Here is a 24,534-nt window from a genome sequence, read left to right on the forward strand (position 1 = left end):
ATGTCCACCATCAAATTTGCAACATGCTGAACGTCAGTATCTACCTGGCATTACAGTTCTTATACTATCTTACATATAAAAGACTTCTCCCTTTGCCTTGAACGGAAGTCTGCACCCAATAGGCATGATAAATGCGTGTTCTCTCTTGATATCAAGGTGCTGGTCAATCTCTCCATCTGTGATAATGAGTATTGGACCATCCTTTGGAAAATCCTTTGCGTCCTGAAGCATATCGGCCGCAGGCTGAAGCCTAGTACCGCCTCTTCCAATAACTTTTACTCTTCCGGCAATGTCTTCCGGTGTCATATAACCAGCGTCATAAGCATCCGCATCACAGAATATTACTCTTGCTGCAGGAACATCTCTTGCTGCAGAATAGCTTGCCACTGCACCCAGGGCCTTGCCGATATCTGAAGGTGCCATAGAACCTGAAGTGTCGATGATTACCCCAAAAGTCCTTGATGCTTCTTTACTCTCTGTTACAACATATCTTGCTCTTGGAATATCAGGTGTGCAGCTCTGTCTTCTGCTTGGATGAGCATAACTTCTGTGCTTCTCAAGAGGTCTGATATGTGCGTTGAACCATTCTGAAAGCTTTACATCCCAAGGTACAGGAGGCACAGCAAGCGCTCTTATCTCCTCGACAAGGCCAGCTGGGATGAAACCTCTGCCACGTCTGCCTGTCTCGTACTCAAGCCCCTGAGTAAGTGCATTCCTGTAAAACTCATCAAGAGATACTCCTCTTCCCGAGCCATCAAACATACTTGGAGCTCTTCTGCCCATGATGTCACCTTGGCCATTGCCTCTGAAGGTGTTCATCTTCATATAAGTCCTCATATCCTGGCATATCATATCGTAGATTTCTTCAGCAGACTTATTCTTAAGCGCCGGATCATACAGTACGCCTTCAGGCATAACTCCTATCTGCATTTCAAAAAGCCAGCCATTGATCACATAGTCTGTAGCAATGTTCCAAAGATATGTATCCCTTCCGGCAGATCTTCTGTGATGGAGCAGAGCTGCATGAAGAAACTCATGTGCCATGACAAATCTCCACTCCTCCTCTGACATGTTCTTGGAGGTATTGATGTAGATGATTCCTTCATAAGCATCCACTGCAGCTATGCTGATGTCATACTTCCTGCATTCCTCGATATCATCAACCACCTTGAATGATGCTGCAATAGCTCCAAGAAGTGGAAATGCATTTATAAACCAGCTGGCTATGCCTCTTCCAAAAGAGTTCTCCTCCTCATGATCAGAAACATAGTCGATTGCGTTTGATACGGATTTTGCAAGATAATATGCAAAATCACTGGCAAACTCATTCTTTTCCTGTCTGCCCCATCTGTCGATTCCGTACTCAATTGGCTTATCAAGGCCAATCATGTCCATAGAATCAAGGTCCCCTACGCCATAGATATTATTGTTTTCATCCCAGTGTTCTCTTACAAGATAGTCGTAAATCTTGTACTCATCTTCCATGATACTGAAAGGGATTGTTCCTACCGGTGACTGATTAAAAGGCTCTCCGAACTTGATGTCATGAAGAAATCTATCTACGTAGATATCGCAGGCAATATTCCAAAGCTTCGGATTAAAACTTGCTTTCTTAATCTTCTTTCCCGATGCATCCTCCACCATATATCCTGGTACCTTATCAAGGTCATAGTGTCCAAAGCAGTTGTGAAGAATGCAGTGAGCTATAGCGAAAGCCCACTGCTTTGGTGCAAGGCTGATTTGCTTGTTTACAAGGATTGTGCCATCTGCTTTTGAACATGCGGGTGTCTTTTTCCCAATCTCACCCTTCCCTGCCATCTCAAGGTAATAGGCTGCAAAATGGCTGAAAACCTCATTTTCATATACAAGGTCTATTCCTTTTCTAAGCTGAACAAGGTTAGGGTCTTCTCTTTCCTTATGCTGTTTTCCCATCCTTTTTCTTCTCCTGTGCTACAAGCCTAGGAAGATCTCTTACAATCTCAATCATGAACCACTCAGGAAGTACCTTTCCGTCATCAGCAGATACTACCATCTGTGCAAGCTCATAGTTGAGCTGTGCAAGTTCCTTTAAAAGAGACTTTGCTCTGTGTGCAAAGTACTGGTTCTTCTTGTCGATCTCAGCCTTCTTCTCAGGAAGGTCATGAAGAAGTCTTGCTCTGAAAGACTGTGCAAGGAAATAGAGAACATCTCTGTCCTCAGGCTTCTCAGGCCATCTTGCATCTCCCTTGATGATGTCTTCAAGAAGGTACTTATTATCAAGCTGCTTTACGAATGCAGCAAACATCCCGGCATGGCTGGGTGTGATGCTTCCGTAAGCAAGCATTCTGATAGTCTCGATCGGGATCTCTTTTTCCCCGGCTCCAAATTCCTTAAGTGCGTCGCTCAGCATATGCCATGACCTTGGTGTTGAGAATGGCTCTTCTGTCTTTGGAGGCTCTGAAAAAAGGTGATCAGGTCTCTGGCTGATATAATCAGTTACCCAGCTATGGATACCATTTCCATAAGCCCATGTGAGCCAGCTCTTTACGTCAGGCTTGAGCTGAACATGAAACATTCTGTTAATAAGTGCGCTGGACATTGTCTTGACTATTGCTGCATCCTGTGTTCGGTTTCCTGCGCCGATGACAATGCTGCCTTCAGGAAGGTGGTATTCACCAATCCTTCTCTCATAGATAAGGCTGTAAAAGGCTTTCTGTACCTCCTGAGAGCATGCATTGAGCTCATCAAGGAAAAGAACATATGGCTCCTTTCTTGCAATCATCTTTGGAGGGAGAAACTCTGATGTCTCTCCTCTGATCTGAGGGATACCGATAATATCCTCTGGTGCAAGCTGGCTTCCAAGAAGTGAAACGCACTCAAGTCCAACTTCCATAGAGAACTCCTCTACAAGAGCAGACTTGCCGATTCCTGGAGCTCCCCAGATAAAAACTGGTCTTGCAGGTGCAATATTAAGCAGAATATCCAGTAATTCTTCCTGATTTACTGTTACTGGTAGATTCATAAATCTTCGTTCTCCTCTTCTTCCTTTACGAAGTTAAACTTAAAGCTCTCACCTTCATAAATGCGCACTGGATTACCACGAACTATCTGAGCATGTTTACTCCACGCGCTGTTTTTCTGTTTATCCTTACTGTCTACGTTTGTCTGTTTGAGAACTGCAGAAAGCTTCTTGAGTGCGTCCTGCTTGTTCATAAACTGACTTCTTTCCTTGGTGGAGGACACGGTAATACCTGTAGGTAGATGAATGATCCTAACCCCTGACTCTGTCTTGTTAACGTGCTGTCCGCCCGGTCCTCCACTGTGGAACTTTTCGATTCTTATCTTGTCTTCCGTAATCTTCTCATCCACTTCATCAGGCTCTTCGATTATGCTTACGTCTACAAACCAGTTCTTTCTCTTGTGACCCGGTCTGTAGCCACTCTTGCACACCCATTGCATTGTGCCTTCAAGGGCTGACAAGTCCTGTTCTGAAGTAAAAATAATTGATGAATAGGCTCCTTCTACCTCTCCTTTCACGCCTGTAATCATCTCTATATCCGGAAATTCCTTTTGTAATGCTCTGAAAATGCCGCCTACAGCTGCTCTACATTCAACTGGGCCCATTCCAGAACTGATCTGTAATATCATGTATCTACTACCTCTTTCTTTGTCTTTTTCTTCTTTGCAACCCTGATATTCCTGAGGTCGCTCTTGGTCTTGGTTGTATCGTGTTCATTTACTACGAGCTTTTTCTTTTTCTCGTCAAACTTCTTCTCACTACGGATCTTTTCCATGTATGCCTTCATAGCCGGAACCAGTGATGTATCGTAAAACATAAATCCATAGCAGTACTTTTCGTTATAGCTGCCTCCATGCCTTGTCGCGGGCTCATAAGTAAGAAATGTTTCGTACGGTGGATAATCCTGGCACTTCACAAATTCATTTTCCAGTGGTCTGTCTGCCATCTTTCTGAGTGTTCCGTAACCTGAAAGATAAGCCTGTCCATCAAGAGCTGTGAACCATGTGTCAAATGCATCCTTCTCATATCCAACGCATGTTTTTTCTCTTACTTTGTAGTGCCAGAAGTCCTGGTCCTCTACCTCCTTTGCATGGGCATCAATTCTTTTTCTGTCATAATCGAAGGTATAAGTCTGTGGTGTCATCTTTCTGATGATCTGTCTGTATTCCTTCCAGTCACTGACATGAAGACCGCTCTTGTATGTAGTGAACACGACATCATGCTTGTAGTTAAGAAAATCCTCTTCGTTAAGCTCGTTTCCCTTAATGGGGAAATAGATTATCTTGTTGTGATCATATGTAAGCACTGCACATGCATATAAAAGTGCATATAAAGCTTCCCGGTCACCGATAAGCTCTTTTCCCCATTCACCGCCAACAGCGTTCCAGTGAATACCAGAGGTATTTCTTGGAATAAGTATCGTATGCTCGGCATTTCGCAGCCTAATATGATACTTATCGAACTTTATTTTCAAGCATTGCCTCCTTTGTAGTTATAAACCGGCTTAAGGAGCTTTGTGATCTCAACAGTCTCCTTTACAGCCTCTTTGATGTAATCAATATCCCTGTAGGCAAAGGGTGCCTCATCAAGTGTGTCCTTGCTGATGCAGCTTGTGTAAATTCCCTTCATGGAAGCCTTAAACTCAGACACTGTGTGGCTGGTTGTAACCTTCTCTCTAGATGAGATTCTGCCTGCCCCATGAGGTGCTGAGCTGTTCCACTCATCATTGCCTTTGCCGATTCCAAGGATTACGCCATCTCTCATGTTTATTGGTATGATCACCTCCTGATTCTCCTTAGCGGAGATGGCACCTTTTCTAAGGATAGCTGCTCCATTTGTCTGCTCAATGTAGTTATGGATGCAGCTCTTTTCATCTGTTACCTTCCACTTCATCCCCTTGCAGATTTCCTTCATAATGATGTGACGATTGAGCTCAGCGTATTCCTGAACAACCTGGATATCATGAAGATAGTCTGAAAGAAGCTCATCTGTAAGGTAAGTAAGTTCATATGGAACATCCTCTTTTCCGTGCTCCATTAAATACTTGTGTCCTTTGTCCATGTAATACTCTGCAACTTCCTTGCCAAGGTGACGGCTGCCACTGTGAATGATCAGATATCCCTCTCCATTCTCGTCTGCATCGAGCTCAATAAAGTGATTACCTCCGCCAAGAGTTCCGATACTGAGCATTGCCTTATCATCTCTGATGTGCTTGAAGCAGTTAAGTCTTCCAAGGTCAAAATCTGCCGCATCCCTGTGAACACTGTTTCTTACCTTGAACCCAACCGGAACGTTGTCTCTGATGACTGTGTCGAGCTTCTGGAAATCCTTTCTGATCTTTCCAATCTTTACCATGCTCATACCGCAGCCAATATCGATTCCGATAAGTGCAGGAAGAACCGCATCTGTCACTGTCATTGTGAGTCCAATAGGTCCAACCTTTCCAGGGTGAACGTCAGGCATTACACGAATCTTGCTACCCTTTGTAGCTTTGATGTCGCTGATCATCTGTACCTGAGCAATCGCATACTGGTCAACATTTCCGTCAGCGACATCCCCCATGCACATGATCATGGCATCTGAATATTTTCCTTTTACTGGTATCAAAATAAAACCTCCGTTGCAGGTGCTTGTGTAATAGAGTACACAAAAAACACCTCTAATCCTCAGAGGCCTAAAGTCTTGTCCTTATACCAGTCCTTTTTCTTTGTGTGAAATAGTTTTAGAAATAAAGACGGCGGACAATCATGCCCCTGTTGTCTATTGTTGCTATGTTGTTAGTATTCATCGTGTGTTTCATGATCGTCCTCCTTTCTTGAAATTCATTTAGAATCATGAAAAATCTTTGTTTGTTGTTTCTGATAATACACTATCATATATAGCGGACATTATATGTCCATGTCAATAATAATTTCAAAAAATATTTTTATCTTTTGAAATCATCTGTAAAACTCTTTAGTTCCAGCACGCCAACTTTAAGGATATTTGCCTGTATGAACAACTCCAATTCCACCTCTGGCGTAAAGAGCTCGCTTACATTGCTCTTATTGAAAAACGCCTTAAGAGGATCCATATCTTCAGAGGAAGCATCATCGATATCATAAGCCTCCATAAGATTCTCGATCGCACTTATCAAATGACCAATCTTGCCCTCCACCTGAACATGCTCACCCTCTGACAGTTCCTCAAAGATATATTCCAGGCACATGTTCTGGATCTCGGACCTCTTATTCCTCTTTATCAAGGCGTTGTATTTACCTGTAACAAACTGTCTTGCAGCATCGTACTTTGAATCCGCATCAACCAAGTAAAAATTGGCATCCCCAAACTCATCACTTAAGTACGACATATCAATATACTGGTCAAACAAATTCTGACCATCGAAATCCATCCAAAAAGTCATGTACTTATACTTTCCACGTTTGTCACTATAGTTTTGTGGCACTGGCGCGGTTCCTGGCACAGATGATACATGGCGCTCAGATTTAATTTCGTTGTGGGGATTTTCCACATAGACATCCCTTTTCACTCCAGCATGCGATCCTTTATGAAATCTGCTTTGTCTTAACATAGATGCTTTACTTGCCATAATTAACCTCTTTTCAGTTATCTACTAATAGTCTTTCCATCTCATCAAAATCGATGTTGTCTCTTTGCATAATATTGCTAAATGAATTCTTCTTTGAGAAAAATGGCTTCTTTTCCTGGTTATAGTATTCCTTCTTGATGCAATCCTTCATGAAGGCGATGGCATTATCAATAGGATTGCTATAGTTCAGCATATAGTTGTATGCTTTTCGGATCTTCTCAGCATCATACTCTGCAGTTGCTGCTATCTCGCGAATCTCTCTGAGCCTGAAGTTCTCATGCATCAGGTCATATAACTCGTCCAAAAGATCATCAGTCAATGTGGCTTTCTGCTCTACCGGTTCTTCCACAAGATCTTTTCTGGCAATGAAGAACCTCACACCAGTAGCTCTTTTGCCACTCTTCATAGGCTCATAGTCCATTTGGATGCAGGTCTTTTCGTTAAGCTCTTCTTTAGCCTTGCTCAGGACATTTCTGTTAAAGACCTTATACTCCTTGTACTTGTTGTTAGCTTTGTCTCCCATAGAATCTACGATTTCCCCAATCCTTTCGTAGTTGGGGTATTCTTTCTCGAGCTCTGCCTTGATCTCCTTATTTCCACCGGTAGTTATTATTCCAAGTTCCAGCTTTAATTCCACCAGCGAATACTCCAGGACACATTCGTTAATATTCTTCTTTAAGGCTTTTTGATAATCATAGGCCGACTTGAAAATCTCATACATTCTCAGAGAATATACACTCTTGAGGCTGAGAGTCTCTGCAAGGCTAAGCGTTGTGTATCCTTTCTTCAGATTTGTAATCTTATCAGTAAGGTAGTTGTTATACCTTAGAGTAAGAACACCCTTTTCAAAGATTGCATCAGTTACAACCTGGTGCGCCTCTATCTTCCCATTTTCCTTGTCCTTAAAGAGCAACTGCCATTGAAAAATGGTAGATCCTTTAATCTGCTGGTCACACAGTTCTTCAATGTGTTGATACAGAGACCCCGAGGTTGAGTTAAACAGCTTTCTGAGCTGCGTCCCCTGTATTGTTGCTACAACGTTGTTGGTCTCATCTATATGCATATTAAGCATTCCAACAGCAAAGAGCTTCTGGCTGAGAGCAGTACCTATGCCCATCGCATTTATAAGTTCATTTGACTTCTTATAGTCCTTGCTCCTAACTATAAGCTCGTTACGTTCTTCTGTTTTCATACTTCACCTCTCCCAACAATTCAAAATGTATACATCCCCTTAGAGTATAAAAAACAGAGTGGACATATTTTGACCACTCTGCGCATTTTTACAATAATCTTATAATTTTCTTACTCAGCCGACAGCTTCAATCGCCTCAGCCTTCTTACCAAGTAACCTTTTTTCAACATCCTTGGCATTATCATCATCAAAAGCTGTGCTCTTCGCCAAATCTATAAGAGCCTCAAATGTTGTATCTATGAGCTCTTCTACGGTTGGTGCAACGTTATACTCATCCACAGCGTTTTCTATGAATTCTTCATCATCTACTTCAAAAAAATAGTCATCCGGATCGTACTCGATATCATAGCCACCAAATATCCTTCGAAGGCTCTCTTTCCTGGTCTCTTCTGCTTCAGCAAGCTGCATTTTCTTATTAGATGTAAAGCTAACCATCCAGTCGCAAAAAGCTCCTTCTCCTTCAAGGAAAATTACTGAAAACCTCAGTCCCTTCAGTACTGAATCGCTAAATTCCTCCATTAAATTCCAATCATTCATAAAATCGGCAAACTTCTGAAAATCATAGTTACTGTCCATGACAAATACCTCCTAATACATCAACTATACTACCTGGCATTTTATCCTGGCAATCCTACCCCAAGGTGGGGTAACATCTTCATTTGTGATTATCCAAAGCACTGGAATATCCATGGTTTCTGCCTCTTCCGGGTACGTCGCATACCATATCAGTCAGTATTACTACGCTTACTTTCCAAGTCTTTTTTTGCAAGTTTCTTTTCCTTACGGATATCCGGTCCTGAAAGCTTGAGTATCTTATAATTCCCAGTGATCCTAGAAAAAATCCTGTCAGAATAAATACTCTGCAGACCCTCAAGAGAGTAATTTGTGGTAATGATTGTTGATTTCTTGCGATTTTTCCGTTCTTCAAGCAGAGAAAAAAGTTCTCTGCTCACGAAATTGCCTGTTATCTCTGTCCCAAGGTCATCAATAACAAGGAGGTCGCAGTCGTACAGATCATCATATACCGCCTTTAACCAGGCCTTGTTTTTGAAATCAAATGCATATTCCGAAATAAGCTCAAATAAGCCAATGGCGCCAAAGTAAATAACTGAGTTTCCTCTCTTTAAAAGCTCATCTGCAATGCAAATGGTCATAAAGCTTTTGCCCGTACCAACAGGGCCATATATGAAAAGGTTCTGATAGTCAGTGTTAAAGGAAGAAATAAACTCTTCCGCAACCTTTCTTAAGCCTCTGAATCTATCAAGATCCTCGCCCTTGTAATACGAATCAGTCATATTTGCAAAATTGCATTCCTGGGTCAGTGATCGAAGATTTGATTTGTCATATAAAGTCTCGATTATTTTCTGCTTAAAACAATGGCATTTTTCATTCCCTATGTATCCTGTATCCTTACAATCCTTGCACTTGTATTCGAAGTCCAGGTAGTCTGCAGTATAGCCAGACTTCTTTAAAAGCTCCGCCTTTTGAGCAGCTAAAGCTTTTAATTTTGAATCCAAAAGGTTTTTATCCAATTTCTCTCCAGCAATAATTCGTCTTCCAAACTCCACACTGGCAGTAGATGTCTGTTCATCAAGCTCCTTATATCCGGGGACATTATCATATATTTCTTGCAGCTTTTCCTCCCGCTCGCGTCTATGGCGAATGCGCAAATCTTCATATTGCTGCATAATGCTGTTGTATTGGTTATTAGTAAGTGGCATGTTATCTCCTTTACGAAACTGATAAACTATTTTCTCTCCATTGCAAGATTTGCAAACCTCGTATACTCTGGTTGCCATGCCAGCTTTACCGTTCCTGTTGGGCCGCTTCTCTGCTTCGCAATAATAATCTGGGCAACGTTCTTTTCTTCACAATCGTGATCATAGACATCTTCTCTATGAATAAACATCACCATATCAGCATCCTGCTCAATAGATCCTGATTCTCTAAGGTCAGACAGCATCGGGATATGATCCGTTCTCTTCTCTGTATCACGATTCAGCTGCGAAAGAGCAATAATCGGTATTTCAAGCTCTCTGGCAAGCGCTTTTAGCGATTTTGAAATCTCTGCAACCTCCTCCTGCCTTGAAGATGGGCCATTTCTACCCTGCTTATATTTCACAAGCTGTAAATAGTCGATAAAGACAGCGTCCAATCCGGACTGTGCCTTGAATTTTCTACACTTTGCCTGAATATCCTGAAGAGTGATTATAGGGGCATCATCTATAATGAGCTTGGACTTACTTATAACATTGGCACTATCAACAACACTGCTCCATTCTCCATCGGACATGTTTCCACTCTTAATATTTTCTGAATTAACACGGGAATCCATCGCAATAAGCCTGTTGACCAGCTGTACTCTTGGCATCTCCAAAGAAAAGATTGCAACGCATCTGTTATCATGTAGCGCCATGTACTCTGCCATGTTTAAGGCAAACGCAGTCTTTCCCATGGCAGGACGAGCAGCTATAAGCACAAGATCAGCCGAATGAAACCCGGTGGTCTTATAATCCAGATCAGTAAAGCCCGTTGCGACACCGGTAACATGCCCCTGCATTTTGCTTGCCTTTTCCATAAGGTTAAGTGCATCCATGACAATCTGGTCGATAGGGACAACATCCCCTGCGCTTCTCTTCTGAGTTACATCCAGTACTGTTTTCTCAGCATCGTTTAAAACCCCAATCACATTATCAGATTCTGTATAGCACGCGTTCTCAGCATCATTACATGCCTTAATCAACTTACGTAGCATAGACTTATTCTTTACGATGTTGGCGTAATACTTTACATTGGCTGATGTCGGTACTTTTTCTACCAGCCCTGCGATAAACTCGCCACTACAAACCTCAGGAGAAACATTCTTTTCTCTGAGTCGGTTTTGCAGAGTAACCGGATCAACAGCGCTTTCCTCTTTCTCCAGCTCTACCATCGTAGAGAACATCGTTCCCAGCTGTCTGTAATAGAAATCATCTTCAATCAGTATTTCAGCAGCTGTTTTGATTGCGCCTCTGTCAAGTATCATTGCCCCAATTACAGATTGCTCTGCTTCCTGATTATTCGGCGGAACCCGCCGCAATACATTTTCATCCTTCATTGTCTTCCTCCCTCGTATACTGTTTTTTAGTTCCTTATCCCTATTACCAGTCCCATTTCAAGCTTTCCTCTGAACAGTTTGTCCATCTCCCCCAGGTCAGTAGGCCTCCTGTCTGCTGAAAAGACTATTTGTTTTCCTTGTAAATAAAGGGAATCAAAGGTATTTATGAGTTCATTTAGGACCACTCGTCTTTCCATAAAATAATCAATGTCATCCACCAGAAGCACATCTACATTTCGGTACTTTTCGCGGAACAGTTTGATTCCTAGCCCATATTGGTTTGAAGAAATTGCGCTTAGCAGGTCGTTATCAAAATCTTCACCTCTTACATATAGGACATCCAAAAGAGGCTTTTTCTCGCGAAGGTCTCGCTCCATTGCCTTTAACAGATGTGTCTTGCCGTCATATCTTTTCCCATACAGATAAAGAGGATTAAATCTGCCACCTGGTTCGTTTGTGACTTCCTTAGCTGCCTCGAACGCAAACTTATTTCTTCTGTCTACGTCAAAGTTTTCAAATGTATACACTCTATTTCTCGCATACATAACTACTCCTTTTTGTTGAGGTTCAGCTTCATACAGATAACATCTATCTTTTGATTGACATCTTCATCTGTGGAGAGCATGTCGGTTATCCTCTCAATACTGTTCTTTACTGTTGAGTGATCTCTTCCACCCAACTCTTTTCCTATGCCAGCGAGCGTTGTATCCGTATATTCCCTGATTAAATACATTGCAAGCTGCCTTGGAAGAACAATATCATTACTCCTCTTTTTGGACTTAAGAAGATCAACACTCACGTTATACTGCTCTGCTACAGTGCTTATGATTACTGACGGAGGGATATTTCTTGCTCTTCCAACCTCGATATCATCCCGGAGAGCGAGCTTTGCCTCTTCTTCTCCAATGTGCTCCAGCTTATTAAGCCTTGAATAAGCAACAACCTTTGTGTAAGCACCTTCAAGCTCCCTGACATTAGAAACAACCCCATTTGCTATATACTCAAAAACGCTGTCATCAATATCAAGAATTTTTCCCTCATGGAGCTTTCGCAAAATTGCCATTCTGGTCTCGTAGTCGGGCTTTTGGATATCTGAAGTCAATCCCATCTCAAAGCGCGACCTGAATCTCTCATCCAGAGCCTCTATTTCTTTTGGATGACGATCCGAGGAAAGAACTATCTGTTTCCCATCCTGATATAAAGTATTAAAGGTATGGAAAAACTCAAGCTGCGTAGCCTTCTTGCCAATTATGAACTGAACGTCATCAATCAACAGTACATCTACCGTCCTGTATTTTTCATGCAGTTCATCTACCTGCCCTGTCCTGATGTACTCAATAACCTCATTGGTGAAATCCTCAGAAGTAACATATAAGACTTTCTGCTCAGGCGCCGTTCTACAGATGTAATTACCTATGGCTTGAAGAAGATGTGTCTTACCAAGCCCCGGTCCTCCATATAAAAACAGCGGATTGTATATAGCCCCTGGGTCTTCAGCTACAGCCACAGCAGCGCTATAAGCAAACCTGTTGCTACCTCCAACAACGAAGCTTTCAAAGGTAAACTTGGGCTTCAGGCTCGCCCTTAGCTGTGCCAGTTTCTCTTCAGACATCTTTTCTTCGTTTCTCGCTGTTACTTCTTCAGCGTCAAACGTGAATTCCACTGACAATTCATCTATCAGGCCGTCCAGCTCCGCCGCAGCAGCCATAGCTTCAACAAAAAAGCTGTAAAACCTGTTTTTAACATAGTCCATTGCCATGGCATTGTTCTGCGGAAGAAGTACATAAGCCACGCCATCTGTATATCGCAAAAACTCCAATGGCTCTATCCACGTGCCATAGGATATATTGGTGAGACAGCACTCCTTTCGAACTATCTGCTTAATTTCGTCCCACTTTTCCTCTATTCGATTGCTTATTGAAACATCATCAGTCATGGTCTTCTCCTAACTTCCTATTTCCCCATCAGATCAAAGATGCTGAGCTGACTCGATTCCGGAAGATCCCCAAACATACCAAGGCGATGCATAGTATCCATGACAACCTGTGGGCACTTGGTTCTTGCCTTAAAGTCATCCCTTGATGTAAATGGACCGTTCTTCGCAGCCTCAACTATCTGATCTGCAGCCTTTTCACCAAGCTTGTCGATACTCTTAAGGCTCGGCATAATCTTTTTTCCGAATACTTTAAAAGACCTGGAATCAGCCCTATAGATATCGATAGGCTCTACTTCAATACCTCTTTCATACATTTCCTCTGCCAGCCTCATAGCAGCAAGTTCATCCTCCTCAGCGGCTGTCATTTCATCCCCTTTTTCCCTGTACTCGGCCATATGTCGCCTCAAGGTCGTAAGCCCCTGGAACATCCTCTCGTAATTTATTGCCTTCGCTCTTATTGAAAACCATGCGGCATAAAATGCTTCCGGCATATAAACCTTGAAATAAGCGATTCTCCAGGCCATCATTACGTAGGCTGCAGCATGAGCCTTGGGGAACATGTACTGGATCTTCTGGCAGGACTCGATGTACCACTCAGGGACACCGTGATCCAGCATGTCTTTCTTCCAATCCTCCCAGTTGTTCTCCTTACCTGCAGCAACTTTTCCTTTACGCACAGCCTCCATGATCTTGAAGGACTCTGACTTATCAAGTCCCATATGGATCAGATAGACCATGATATCGTCTCTACAACAAATGCAGGAGCTAAGAGTTGCTGTACCAGCTTCTATAAGGTCTTTCGCATTGCCCAACCATACATCAGTACCATGAGAAAGACCTGAAATCCTTATAAGATCGGAAAAGGACTGAGGCGCAGCATCAATAACCATGTTCATGGCAAAGTCTGTTCCAAACTCAGGAAGCCCCAAACAGCCAAGCTTGGTACCGCTTATCTGCTTTGGAGTAATACCCAACGCCTCTGTATTCATAAAAAGAGACATTACCTTCTCATCGTCAAGCGGCACCTCCTGCGGATCTCGTCCTGTGCAATCATTTAAGAACCTGATCATCGTTGGATCATCATGTCCAAGAATATCTAGCTTCAGCAAGTTATGATCTATCGAGTGGTAGTCAAAATGTGTAGTGATTATAGGCGTATGCACATCATTAGCCGGGTGCTGAATTGGTGTAAAACTGTGTATGTTCTCTCCCACAGGAAGAACGATAATGCCTCCCGGATGCTGGCCGGTTCCTCGGCGCACACCAATACATCCCTGAGCGATACGCTCTACCTCTGCGTTCCTCTTTGTGATGTTCTCAAGTTCAAAGTACTTCTTTACATATCCATAGGCTGTTTTGTCCGCAACAGATGCTATGGTTCCGGCTCTGAAGGTCTGGCCTTCTCCAAAGATAACTTCCGTGTACTTATGGGCTTTGGCCTGGTATTCACCGGAAAAGTTAAGGTCGATATCAGGCTCTTTGTCTCCCTTAAAGCCCAGGAATGTCTCAAATGGAATGTCAAAGCCATCCTTCTTCATCTTGGTACCGCACTTCGGACACATCTTATCAGGCATGTCACAACCTGAGTTTCCTGAGTACTTCAGAACGTCCTCACTGTCAAAGTCACTGTATTTACAGTTGGGGCATAGATAGTGCGGCGGCAGAGAGTTAACCTCAGTGATTCCAGCTGCAAAGGCCACAAAAGATGACCCTACTGATCCTCTGGATCCAACGAGATATCCATCTTCCAAGGATTTCCATACGAGCTTCTGAGCAATAATGTAAAGAACCGCATAGCCGTTGCCTATAATGGACTTAAGCTCTTTTTCCAGTCTCTCTTCAACTATTGGCGGAAGCTGCTCGCCATAGATTTCGTGAATCTTTTCGTAGCATATCTTCCTGAGGGTCTCATCAGAGTTCTCGATAACAGGCGGACATTTATCGGGCCTTACAGGAGCTATATTTTTACATCTATTAGCAATTCTATTAGAATTTTCTATTACAACCTCTCTGGCCTTTTCGTCTCCGAGATACTCAAACTCCTTAAGCATCTCCTCTGTAGTCCGAAGATACAAAGGCGCAGGCTCCTCGTCATCCATACCCTTTATCTTCATGATGACTCGCCTGTATATCTCATCCTCCGGATTTAAGAAATGTACGTCACAGGTTGCGACAACAGGCTTGTCATACTTTTCTCCAAGTGCAACTATCTCGCGGTTAATATCTCTAAGGTCTTCCTCGGATGTGATTCCTTCAAATTTCTCGCTGCCAATCATGAAACGGTTATTGGCAATCGGCTGAATCTCAAGGTAATCGTAAAATTCTACTATCTTGGCAATCTCATCCTCTGGTTTTCCTCCAAGAACCGCTTCATACACCTCTCCTGCGCAGCATGCGGATCCAATGATCAGTTCCTCCCTGTACTTCATGATCTCGCTCTTTGGCATACGCGGTTTTCCATGGAAATAATCCAGGTGGGATTTGCTGATAAGGGTATACAGGTTAGTCCTTCCGATAACGTCAGTCGCCAATAGAATTACGTGATGAGACGGCAGTCTCTTTATGGCCTCTGGGCTAAGCTCCTCCAATTCTTTTAGCTTCTCCAGGTCAAAGATTTCTCTTTCAAAGAGCTTCTGCTCAAACTTTTCATATATCTGCGCAGTGCACTCAGCATCAGCTATTGCTCTGTGGTGGTGCTCATTTACAACTTCAAGCTTTTTACACACAGCATCAAGATTGTGTCTTGCCTGCTCCGGATAAAAAGCTCTGGAAAGGCCCATAGTATCTATACAAGTGAACTCTTTCTCAATCCCAAGTCGCTTACAGTTTTCCTTAATAAAACCGATATCAAAAGAAACATTGTGGCCTACAAGAACGCAGTCTCCGCAAAAATCCAAGAACTTTGGCAAAGCCTGCTCTATTGTAGGTTCACCAATAACCATGTCATCTGTAATGCTGGTAAGCCTGGTTGTGTAGGGCGGTATCGGAATCTTGGGATCAACAAACTGCGAAAAGCGCCCGATCACTGTTCCTTCTTTTATCTTCACCGCCCCAATCTCGATTATCTTGCCCTTTACAGGAGACAATCCTATGGTTTCGAGATCAAATACGACCAGGGTACTGCCCTTCAACTGCTGTCCCTTGTTGTTAAGAACTATCTTGAAAAAGTCATCAACAAGGTAGCCTTCAACTCCTAGAATCATCTTGAACTGGTCAATATCAGAATCCTTATGCTTGTCCTTATATTTCTGAATGTAGTGATATCCTTCTGTCAGTCCCTGAACAACACCGTGGTCTGTTATGGCTATACCAGGCATCCCCCATGCATATGCCTGAGCTATGATATCTCCTGCGCTTGATACACCATCCATGTCGCTCATTTTTGTATGGCAGTGTAGTTCAACTCTCTTTTCCGCAGAGTTATCTACTCTTTTCTCTGTGAAATCAGGAATCGTCTTTATGCCGGTAATGCTCTGCATAGACACTTCATGATCGAACTTATCCATCAGTGCCATTCCCTTGATCTTAAGGAAGGCTCCAGGATAAATCTTTTTCTCAAGCTCAGGCACAGCTTCAGCCGCCACAAAGATTTTGACCTTTATGCTGTCAGTAAAATCCGATACGACAAACATAAGAATCGCACGTTCATTCTGCTTATATGGCTTGCATTCATAGCTTAGAACCTTGCCTCGAATAGTTACCTCATCTCCATCGCCGAGGATATTCTCAATCGCAGTAGCCTCATCCTCAAAGTTCTTTCCATATATAACGTTGGGATCATCAGGAAGTTTGGATCTGACAAAGGATCCGTTCTTATAAGAGCCCTTCCCATTTCCAAAGCCCTTTCCTTTGGCCTTGGAGTCTTTCTTTTCCTTGGGTTCAGCCTCCGGCTTTTCTTTATCTGTCGCTTCTACTGCCTTAACGGCCCTCTCAACTACTTCTTCTGAGTAGTTGGCTTTGGTTGTTTCCTCTGAAGGCTCTTTATACTCAACACTCACAGAAGCTCCCAATCCACAACGCTCGTTAAATATCTTTTCAAAGACGCGGGCTATATCCTGAGCTTTCTTCCTGGCAATGACAGTATCTTCAAGGTAAATGACAACCTTATAATCCTCGCCAAACCAGAAGTCCGCCTTCCTAACCAGCGTGTATTCTATGGGGTCATAAGCTTTGAGCTCAACAAAGATACTGTCACGATACAGTTCAAACAAATACTCTGGAGTATACTGTGAGGACAGGTTGTACTTCTCGTAAATCTTTACTGTAACGGACAGCCCGGAAAAGAGCTGATCTTTTATTTCTTTTTCTAACTTATATATCTCTGGTTTCTCGATCAGAATGCTGCTGGAGATATAAATACGAATAAAATCCTGCTTTCTGGTTGATGAGATCTTATCTATGACGACATCTTTAAAGATGTCTTTTGTAGATGCATCCAACGCAAGCGTTGGAAATGCCTGCAAAAAAGGCTTATTCATGAATCATTTTCCCCCTCAACATCAATCTCCTTTATTTCAAAACCATCCTCGGAACACGAAATAACAAGCTTATCAAACACCAGGTATTCCCCAGGCCTTATCCCACTGACATATCTGGAGAGTTTTTCCAGATTAAGATCTGTAGACGCACACTGAGCAACCATATCGTCCACATCAGCGTACTGCCCGGGCTTAAGATTTTTCATATATTCCGAGAGCTTATCGAGATCAAATTCAATCTCGTCAGGATCCCATTTTCTCTTGTCCTTCTTTCTACCCATAACCCCTCCAAGCCGCATAAATACGGCATTCTCCCTCAAAACAAAGGGTGATAAAACCCATTGTTTAGTATAGAAAATGAGGTGGACAACTTCTGACCACTCACATTCATTACTGTTGTTATTTTTTGGTCCACTTATAGAACCTCGGTTTTATCATACTTGGCGGCATGAACAAATTTTTTCACATAGTGTTTGATACCCTTCTCATGACAAGGAGGGACCTGATGATGAAAGAAATAGATGTAAAGCATGCTTGTTCATTTACCGGTCATAGACCGGAACGCCTAAATCAATACAGTGAAGCGGAGGTTGTCAATTGGCTTGACCAGCAGATAGATGCCTCGATTGAGAACGGATATACCGATTTTATTTGCGGTATGCAAAGAGGAGTTGATATCTGGGCGGCAGAGATAGTCCTAAAGAAGAAAAATGAGCACGAGAATATAAGGCTCTTTGCCGCATGTGCGTTCCCTGGAATGGAAAGGCAATGGGAAAGCAACTGGATTGAAAGGTATAATGATATTTTCAAACTGGCAGATGACCATGTATTTGTTAGAAACAATCCCGGAAGAGCGGCTTTCTATGCAAGAAACGAGTGGATGGTCGACCATTCGTCAAGAGTGATAGCTGTATACACAGGAGCTCCCGGCGGTACCCTTGAAACAATAAAGTATGCTGCGGCCAATGGAAGAGACGTGATTCAAATTTGTAAGAAGGATTAAACGATGATGAGGATGCAGCGACAGCTGCATCCTCATCACTTAATCATTTCAATCTTCCCACACGCCTTCTGTAAAAAACGACTCACAAGCCCCAAGCTTCCAGCCTTTATGAGACATATCATAGTCTATCCACTCACCGGCCACGCGAAGTGTCTCAATATAACGCTGAACTGTTCTGGTGGATAGCTCCAAAGCATCAGCTAGTTGTTTTGTTGTGATATAGGGTCTGCTCTTGATCTCTTTTAGGATAAATAATGCATTTGCTAGATTAGAGCTAAAGTTCTCGTTCTTCTTGGTTTTCTTATATGCTCCAAGTAGAACATATTTAAGGTTCTGCGCCAGCGATTCATAGGAATCATACTCCAGCACCTGCCGTTTCAGCTCTGAATTCAGATCTGCATTACCAATCACTACAAGAGTCTCAGGGAATGGTGATATCTCAGTAAAGAACTCTTCAAAAGAGCCTTTGTCTATCTCAGACATCTCATTCCAGACAACAATCGCCACCATCTGTGGCATTGCAATGATATCTGTAAAACAATCCACCTTCATAACTTCGCAGCTTCCAGTTGGGACATTCTTTTCAACCTCTTTTGCCTGGTCATCGGTCAGTCCAAAACACTGGATTAGTCTGGCCCAGTTTTTGCTTAACCCGTTAATGGTCATCATATCTGCTTCCTCAATTCTGTATCGTTTTACATAGAATATCATTGTCCGGCGACAACAGGGTTGTCGCCCTGGTTATTTACTCTCTTTCTGTTTTTCCCATCTGCGTACTATCTCGTCTTTGTCTATATTACGCGGATCAAACTGTAAATAACCATATTTTACTTTTCTATCAAGTCTCTGATTCATCAATTCTATTACTTTTGCAATCCGATTATCCTTTTTTAAAAAGCTATGCATATCCGGAGTCAAAAAGTATGCTTGAATCAAATCTTTATTGTTCTTTTCTTCCCACAAGAAAGAAAATCCTCGGTAATTGCTTTTTCTGTTCCCCTTGCCAATTTCAAGAATATCCCCCATTACGCATGAATAAAAAAATAATTCCGAAATAATCCCTAATTTATAATTTCCCTCACGCTTTAATTCAAAAATGCAAATTTCATTATTCGTACGATCAATTCCCCATAAGTCAAATGCTCCTTCATTAAATATTCTTGTTGATTCATGGCAATCATTCTCACTTTCACCATAAAAAATGCCACAAGGAAGCTGATCATATGGAGATACATCCATCTCGGTCTTTGCACCTTCAATGGAACTAAATACTGTTCCTCTATTTATCCCATCAAGTACAAATCTTTTTTCCAAATGATTCTCTGTTATATTCTTTGTTTTTTTTATGTCTGCGTCCTTCATAGGAGCTACATATTGGAGTTGCTTTCTTTTAAGGGCTTCACTATATTGTCTCCCAAAATGTTCCACCTCAGCTTTGTTAGCCTCTGAAATAATGAATTTTTTATACAGTCTTTGCATATTCCACGCTCTATACAAAAAACGCATATAGTGCTGAATCCTTGATGCGAGCTCTCTCTTTATTTCTTCGTCATACAGATTTGAGAGCTTAAAGTCTGATGGTAAATAAAAAGCTTCAGTGCTCCTCTGAAAGTTCAATTCGATTTCGCAAGATTCGCAAACACTCCATACCGCAAACGCTATGCTTTCAAAATTTGCATAATCCGTCTGCATATTAAAGGTTGCACAAGGATACAATTCTTTGTTCTGCTCTGCAACGCCTAATGAAATAATCACTTTATTGGTACCATTCTTGTCCCACTCAATAGTATTAGCTTGGCTGTATGGCAGTTTTTCTTTACCTATCATAAACTTCTTGCTCATTATAAGACGCTCCATTCTCTAAATACTGTTAGGCCCATTTAATATGCATTATATTTCAGTTCCTAATCTTACTCTTAAGTTGCTCTCTTATAGTAAGACTCTTAAACTCCTCTGGCTTCTCTGTGTGCATTGGGATTATCTCATCCTGTGGATCAACAACATTTATAACCTGTGCAAGCATCCTTGGTGTCGCATGACCGCTGGTATGAAGATGATAAACCTCAATTCCTTTTTGTTCCTGCTTTTCGAAGAAATCTATCCACTCAGGATTAGCTGCCTTATTGCCATTTTCTATATACCCATCCCACATAGAATAGATGATAACAGGCATTTCCTTTATCTCTCCTGCCTTTTTTGCCTCCACAAAGGCATCTACATACTTCTCACAGAAGTCTTCAGGCTTGATAACAAATAAAAAGCCATATTTCTTCATGCTTTCCAGATGAGTAATGGAATCATCAAATGGTCCATATTTGTATTCTGCCTTAAAATTGATCAAATCAACATATTCAAAACGGTATACTTCTGAAAAAGCCCCCGCAGTATCACTGTATAGCCTCAGTTGTTTTAAGAAATACGGGCTATATACATACATATATCTTTTTCCGGGATATGCCGCCATTTGTGCCGCTTGGTAAAAACTTGTAAGAGAGTCAACATTAGTAGATGAGCACACAAGAAAAGCATACTTATGCCTACTGAGGTATTCGGCTGCCTTATACTGCATCTGCGGCTCTGATAATACCTTCTCTTTCGACCTGCTCATCATAGTTCCTTCTATTACAAGCGCATCTACTTTTCTCTTACCAAACTTGTGAACATAAGACTTTATAAGAGCTATCATCTTCTGCCCTCGTCTTCCATGTCCACGGAAATCCCCGGTATGAAGAGTTACGTATTTTCCAGTGTCTCTACTCTCGTCATTAGTTTCTATTAAAAACATGTAGGCATCATATGCTGAATGGTCCACGCTATAGGGCTCAATAGAGAAACCCGGTATATCCCTGATAATATCGTAGTATGAACCATTGTAATGAAAGCACCTTACACGCTTGCTCTTCAGTAACTCTGCCTCTTTTAAGTGTTCTTCTGCATTCGGAACCCTATCAGAATGCCCCAACGCTTCCTGAATATTTATCATGGCCTTTTGCGCAATTGGTCCCATATATAGGGGAATGTTCTCTGGAATCTCCATGATTCTTCCTACATGGTCGCCATGATAATGAGTAAAAAACACAGCATCAACAGGCTCATCATCCCAAGGGTATTCAAAATCTTTCTTGGTTTCGCTTCCAACCAAAGATGAGCCGTAATCAATCATTATCCTGTGCATCTTACCTTTATAAGTTCCTGTTATGACGGTAACACATCCGCCTATCTGATTGCCCTGATAAATTCTAATGTCAGTCATAGGTCTCCATTTCAAGAGGTTTCATATTCCTCATATCGCTCTACTGTCTTTGGATCTGTTAGATATGGCCTTATTATGGTTATCGTTCCAATATAGCTTAAAAGCCGCTCTTTAATATCTTCCTCCATGCTTTCGCAGTCACCTTCATACTTGTCTGCGTTATCATACACATTCATAAGAAGATCGCCACCCAACCACTGTGAGAAATATTCGATAGGTTTAGCACTTACAATTTTCTTTCGATCTTCATCAAAAGTCACCTCTATCCTAAAAGACGGATCTATAAGATTCCAGTGTTCTTCCCCACCGTAAGACCACATATTCACCTCATACATTCCATCTACAATATAGACCTTACAGGTAAATTCCCAGTCCTCATCAATAGTTATTCTCCCTCCGTATGGTCCAAGAAAATCAAATATTTGATTAAGTCCTTTTAGGATATCATTGCTATTAACGCTCATGTCTCAATCCTTTCTACCAACAATCATACTATTTATAGTCTTTCTGTATTATTAAAAAACAATTAAAATCCTCACTTGCTATTGTTCATTTATCCACAACAACTATTTCCCGCAATGCGCAATTTCCCAATCCGCCAGCCTCTGATAGAAATCGCGAAATTCATCATGAGACATAGTAGATGCGAGCATGCAATCTATATAGCCTTTGCCCGCATAGAGCATATCGCATACTCTTTTTTCTTCTTCAGTTTTTGCAACTTCCTCTTTTTGCAGGGCATAGAAGCCATCCCAAGGAGTTTCAAAACTAATATCAAGATGCTCTCCATGCCTACTGTCAGATAAATCATAATCAAGCACCTCAACATCTTTAGCGCCTTCGTTGATTAAAAAATACCGCATCACGCCCACTCTAGCCCTTATATTCCATGCATTGTCAAAAGACTTACAGTGAACATAAACAATACGCTCTTTCCCATCTACCAGCACTTTATATGTCATCCTTTATCCCTCTCGTATGAGTTTTTTCGGTTTTTGTACGGAACAGTATAAAAAACGTGATGGACAAAAAGTGTCCACCACGTCATCTAATAAACTTTTCATCACTCACATACCTGAAGCATGCATGAAACCTCTATTCCACACATCAGATGCTACCACCACAAATCAAAAAACCACTCAGAAAACAATGTAAATGCCTTGTTTTTAATATCTTCTCGCTGCTTCTCTTTTTCCTCATCTCCAAGGAACGGATGCGTCGCAGCTACTTTTTCTCCATATGCGTATACCTCATCAAAAAGCCTGATTATTTCAGATAGAATCTCATCCCATCGCTGAAATGCCAACTCACCATTAGGATCATAATCTTCAGATACAGTCATGTATTCATAGATTCTCTGAGGATAATCTAAATGCGATTCCTTAAGATGCTCAAGCATGGCTGGAACAGTCTTCAAAAACCAAGTGTCCATTTCCCAGATATCAGCCTCGCAAAAGCCATACTTGGCACGTTGATAAACATGTTTAGCATTTTTTATCCATCGCTTCACCTTGTTCGTAGGTTTTTCGTGAAGCCTTTGATACCGGGTAGTTTCTTCAAAGCAGGAATTTCCCCGTTTGATTTTACTCATATCCAGGTCCTCTTCTTCAGCCTCTATTCCCATAGGCAATAAGCCAAGAGGCCACGTCGCCATTTCTTAAGGTTCTATCATAATGAAACTGATCCAAACTAATAAGCATGTCCTCAAAGCCACGTTCAAACATCAGGTCCTCAGGATCAATGATATCCATTAGCGGATATACCATACTGACGCACTTTTCTAAGTCACCTGTAGCTTCTATCCAGCCAACACGTTTATCCCTAACATATGAAAGATGCTCATAAAGGGCTCTACTCACATCGTCCTTAAGATGAATGTTAGCCTGCCTGTCTTTTTCATCCTTAGCAACAATCCTCCTCGCCAAGAACGTCATCTTATTCCCTTGCCCTCCCTCTTCAAAGAACGCTGAGATTGCATAAACCTTTCTTGGGTCAAATTCACTTTCAGATAATTCCATCTCTCCATAATACGAAACGTACCAGGAGTAACCACCATATATGAAAAGATCTATATCCAATGGTGTCAGGTTTCCATCTATAATTTCAGGAGTGCCCGGGACAATCTTAAACAGCGGGTCCGAAACCTTGTACACGCCCTCATCCAAAACAAAGTGTTCTCCCAAAACTGCTCTCAGAGAGAGGTTCTCCAATGAACAGGTAATGAATTTGTCTTTTGATTTGATTAATTTCCTCATATATCCATGTCTCCTAAGCATTAGTATAGAATGCTTGTCGGACATATACTGTCCACATGCAACGTATGAATTGCAAACTGCCTACCCATACATCTATTCCTCTTTATCCTCATAGTTGCATCCTTTCTTTATCAGATTTAAAGGGGTCCGTATCTTTCTTTATCTTCGCAAGCCACTCCCTTATATATGCCTCCAATTCCTCATATGTTCTAAGCTTTTTCTCGTTTGCATAGATACATTGGGGATCTTCATCGTTCTTCTTTCTGCCAAACGGAACTAGCGTAAATCGTTTTTCTATAACCATAACCAGTCTGTACTCTTTGTAATAAACGTAGTTCCTCTTAAAATCTATCTCCATTATGGGTTCATGCGACCCACCGCCTCCAGATAAGCAGCAATAGCCAAGATCATACTCAGGTAAAACCTCATTCGCTATTCTTTCAAAAAAATCCTCGGCCTTATCGAACTCTGCAGCATAACGTTCAGTCCAAAACATGAAATAAGCAATGGCCCAGTAGTCCATCTTCAATAATTCTGACAGAGAAATAGGCTGACTCTTAATGCAAATAACAAGCGTATCCTCAAATCTATCCTTGTTATCGATCTGACTCCAGTAACTGGTTTGAACATATTTCAAGTACGGTGGCTGCTTTTTCTGCACTTCACTCCTCCTGGTTGTTTCTTCCCTTTTCCACACAATAACAAGGGGCATGCGACTTTTTTGTCGCATGCC

General features: G+C 41.8%; 23 protein-coding genes. 1 reads left to right on the top strand and 22 read right to left on the bottom strand.

Annotation, left to right across the window (positions count from 1 at the left end):
- Positions 1–69: 69 nt before the first annotated feature.
- From G632_RS0110850 to G632_RS0110915, 14 genes are all read right to left on the bottom strand, one after another.
- A complete protein-coding gene (locus G632_RS0110850; RefSeq protein ID WP_022769189.1) occupies positions 70–1,932 on the bottom strand; it encodes a vWA domain-containing protein in 1,863 nt (620 codons plus the stop codon).
- The gene (locus G632_RS0110855; RefSeq protein ID WP_022769190.1) at positions 1,916–3,001 is read right to left on the bottom strand and encodes an AAA family ATPase; all 1,086 of its coding nucleotides are present in this window, start codon (positions 2,999–3,001) and stop codon (positions 1,916–1,918) included. Before G632_RS0110855 ends, G632_RS0110850 begins: the two co-directional genes overlap by 17 nt.
- Entirely contained in the window at positions 2,998–3,627 is a 630-nt protein-coding gene (gene prfH, locus G632_RS0110860; protein WP_022769192.1) for a peptide chain release factor H, read from the bottom strand. The genes G632_RS0110855 and prfH overlap by 4 nt, the downstream gene beginning before the upstream one ends.
- Entirely contained in the window at positions 3,624–4,472 is an 849-nt protein-coding gene (locus G632_RS0110865; RefSeq protein WP_022769193.1) for a hypothetical protein, read from the bottom strand. Before G632_RS0110865 ends, prfH begins: the two co-directional genes overlap by 4 nt.
- Entirely contained in the window at positions 4,469–5,566 is a 1,098-nt protein-coding gene (locus tag G632_RS0110870; RefSeq protein ID WP_035782557.1) for an RNA-splicing ligase RtcB, read from the bottom strand. Before G632_RS0110870 ends, G632_RS0110865 begins: the two co-directional genes overlap by 4 nt.
- A 358-nt stretch (positions 5,567–5,924) precedes the next feature.
- Entirely contained in the window at positions 5,925–6,401 is a 477-nt protein-coding gene (locus G632_RS0110875) for a hypothetical protein (protein WP_022769196.1), read from the bottom strand.
- A gap of 199 nt (positions 6,402–6,600) precedes the next feature.
- The gene (locus tag G632_RS0110880) at positions 6,601–7,779 is read right to left on the bottom strand and encodes a replication initiation protein (RefSeq protein ID WP_022769197.1); all 1,179 of its coding nucleotides are present in this window, start codon (positions 7,777–7,779) and stop codon (positions 6,601–6,603) included.
- Between the two features lie 114 nt (positions 7,780–7,893).
- Positions 7,894–8,355, bottom strand: a complete 462-nt coding sequence (locus tag G632_RS0110885; protein WP_022769199.1) for a hypothetical protein — start codon at positions 8,353–8,355, stop codon at positions 7,894–7,896.
- A gap of 149 nt (positions 8,356–8,504) precedes the next feature.
- A complete protein-coding gene (locus G632_RS0110890; RefSeq protein WP_022769200.1) occupies positions 8,505–9,500 on the bottom strand; it encodes an ATP-binding protein in 996 nt (331 codons plus the stop codon).
- 26 nt (positions 9,501–9,526) lie between these two features.
- Positions 9,527–10,876 (bottom strand): replicative DNA helicase, encoded by a 1,350-nt coding sequence (gene dnaB, locus G632_RS0110895; protein ID WP_022769201.1) that lies wholly within the window; start codon positions 10,874–10,876, stop codon positions 9,527–9,529.
- 26 nt (positions 10,877–10,902) lie between these two features.
- Complete coding sequence (locus G632_RS0110900; RefSeq protein WP_022769203.1) at positions 10,903–11,421, bottom strand: DnaA ATPase domain-containing protein; 519 nt, start codon at positions 11,419–11,421, stop codon at positions 10,903–10,905.
- 2 nt (positions 11,422–11,423) lie between these two features.
- Entirely contained in the window at positions 11,424–12,812 is a 1,389-nt protein-coding gene (gene dnaA / locus G632_RS0110905) for a chromosomal replication initiator protein DnaA (protein ID WP_022769204.1), read from the bottom strand.
- A 17-nt stretch (positions 12,813–12,829) separates the two neighbouring features.
- Positions 12,830–17,290, bottom strand: a complete 4,461-nt coding sequence (locus G632_RS0110910) for a PolC-type DNA polymerase III (RefSeq protein WP_022769205.1) — start codon at positions 17,288–17,290, stop codon at positions 12,830–12,832.
- Positions 17,287–17,571: a hypothetical protein gene (locus G632_RS0110915; RefSeq protein WP_022769207.1), complete on the bottom strand. Its 285-nt coding sequence runs from the start codon at positions 17,569–17,571 to the stop codon at positions 17,287–17,289. The genes G632_RS0110910 and G632_RS0110915 overlap by 4 nt, the downstream gene beginning before the upstream one ends.
- 224 nt (positions 17,572–17,795) lie before the next feature.
- On the opposite strand from G632_RS0110915, the gene G632_RS21240 reads away from it, so the two are divergent.
- Positions 17,796–18,293: an SLOG family protein gene (locus G632_RS21240; protein ID WP_022769208.1), complete on the top strand. Its 498-nt coding sequence runs from the start codon at positions 17,796–17,798 to the stop codon at positions 18,291–18,293.
- A gap of 48 nt (positions 18,294–18,341) precedes the next feature.
- Here G632_RS21240 and G632_RS0110925 read toward each other — a convergent pair whose 3' ends face one another.
- The 8 genes from G632_RS0110925 to G632_RS0110960 all read right to left on the bottom strand — a co-directional run bounded on the left by G632_RS0110925 (position 18,342) and on the right by G632_RS0110960 (position 24,462).
- Positions 18,342–18,962: an HTH domain-containing protein gene (locus tag G632_RS0110925; RefSeq protein WP_022769209.1), complete on the bottom strand. Its 621-nt coding sequence runs from the start codon at positions 18,960–18,962 to the stop codon at positions 18,342–18,344.
- A gap of 72 nt (positions 18,963–19,034) precedes the next feature.
- A complete protein-coding gene (locus G632_RS0110930) occupies positions 19,035–20,135 on the bottom strand; it encodes a hypothetical protein (RefSeq protein ID WP_022769211.1) in 1,101 nt (366 codons plus the stop codon).
- 55 nt (positions 20,136–20,190) lie between these two features.
- Positions 20,191–21,546 (bottom strand): MBL fold metallo-hydrolase, encoded by a 1,356-nt coding sequence (locus G632_RS0110935; protein WP_022769212.1) that lies wholly within the window; start codon positions 21,544–21,546, stop codon positions 20,191–20,193.
- A gap of 11 nt (positions 21,547–21,557) precedes the next feature.
- Complete coding sequence (locus G632_RS0110940; RefSeq protein WP_022769213.1) at positions 21,558–22,010, bottom strand: hypothetical protein; 453 nt, start codon at positions 22,008–22,010, stop codon at positions 21,558–21,560.
- 102 nt (positions 22,011–22,112) lie between these two features.
- Complete coding sequence (locus G632_RS0110945) at positions 22,113–22,508, bottom strand: hypothetical protein (protein ID WP_022769215.1); 396 nt, start codon at positions 22,506–22,508, stop codon at positions 22,113–22,115.
- A gap of 152 nt (positions 22,509–22,660) precedes the next feature.
- Positions 22,661–23,137, bottom strand: coding sequence for a hypothetical protein (locus tag G632_RS0110950; RefSeq protein WP_022769216.1), 477 nt, complete (start codon positions 23,135–23,137; stop codon positions 22,661–22,663).
- 16 nt (positions 23,138–23,153) lie between these two features.
- Complete coding sequence (locus tag G632_RS0110955; protein WP_022769217.1) at positions 23,154–23,801, bottom strand: hypothetical protein; 648 nt, start codon at positions 23,799–23,801, stop codon at positions 23,154–23,156.
- Between the two features lie 109 nt (positions 23,802–23,910).
- A complete protein-coding gene (locus G632_RS0110960) occupies positions 23,911–24,462 on the bottom strand; it encodes a hypothetical protein (RefSeq protein WP_022769219.1) in 552 nt (183 codons plus the stop codon).
- Positions 24,463–24,534: the final 72 nt, after the last annotated feature.

The sequence above is a fragment of the Butyrivibrio sp. NC2007 genome (assembly GCF_000421405.1).
GTDB lineage: Bacteria > Bacillota > Clostridia > Lachnospirales > Lachnospiraceae > Butyrivibrio.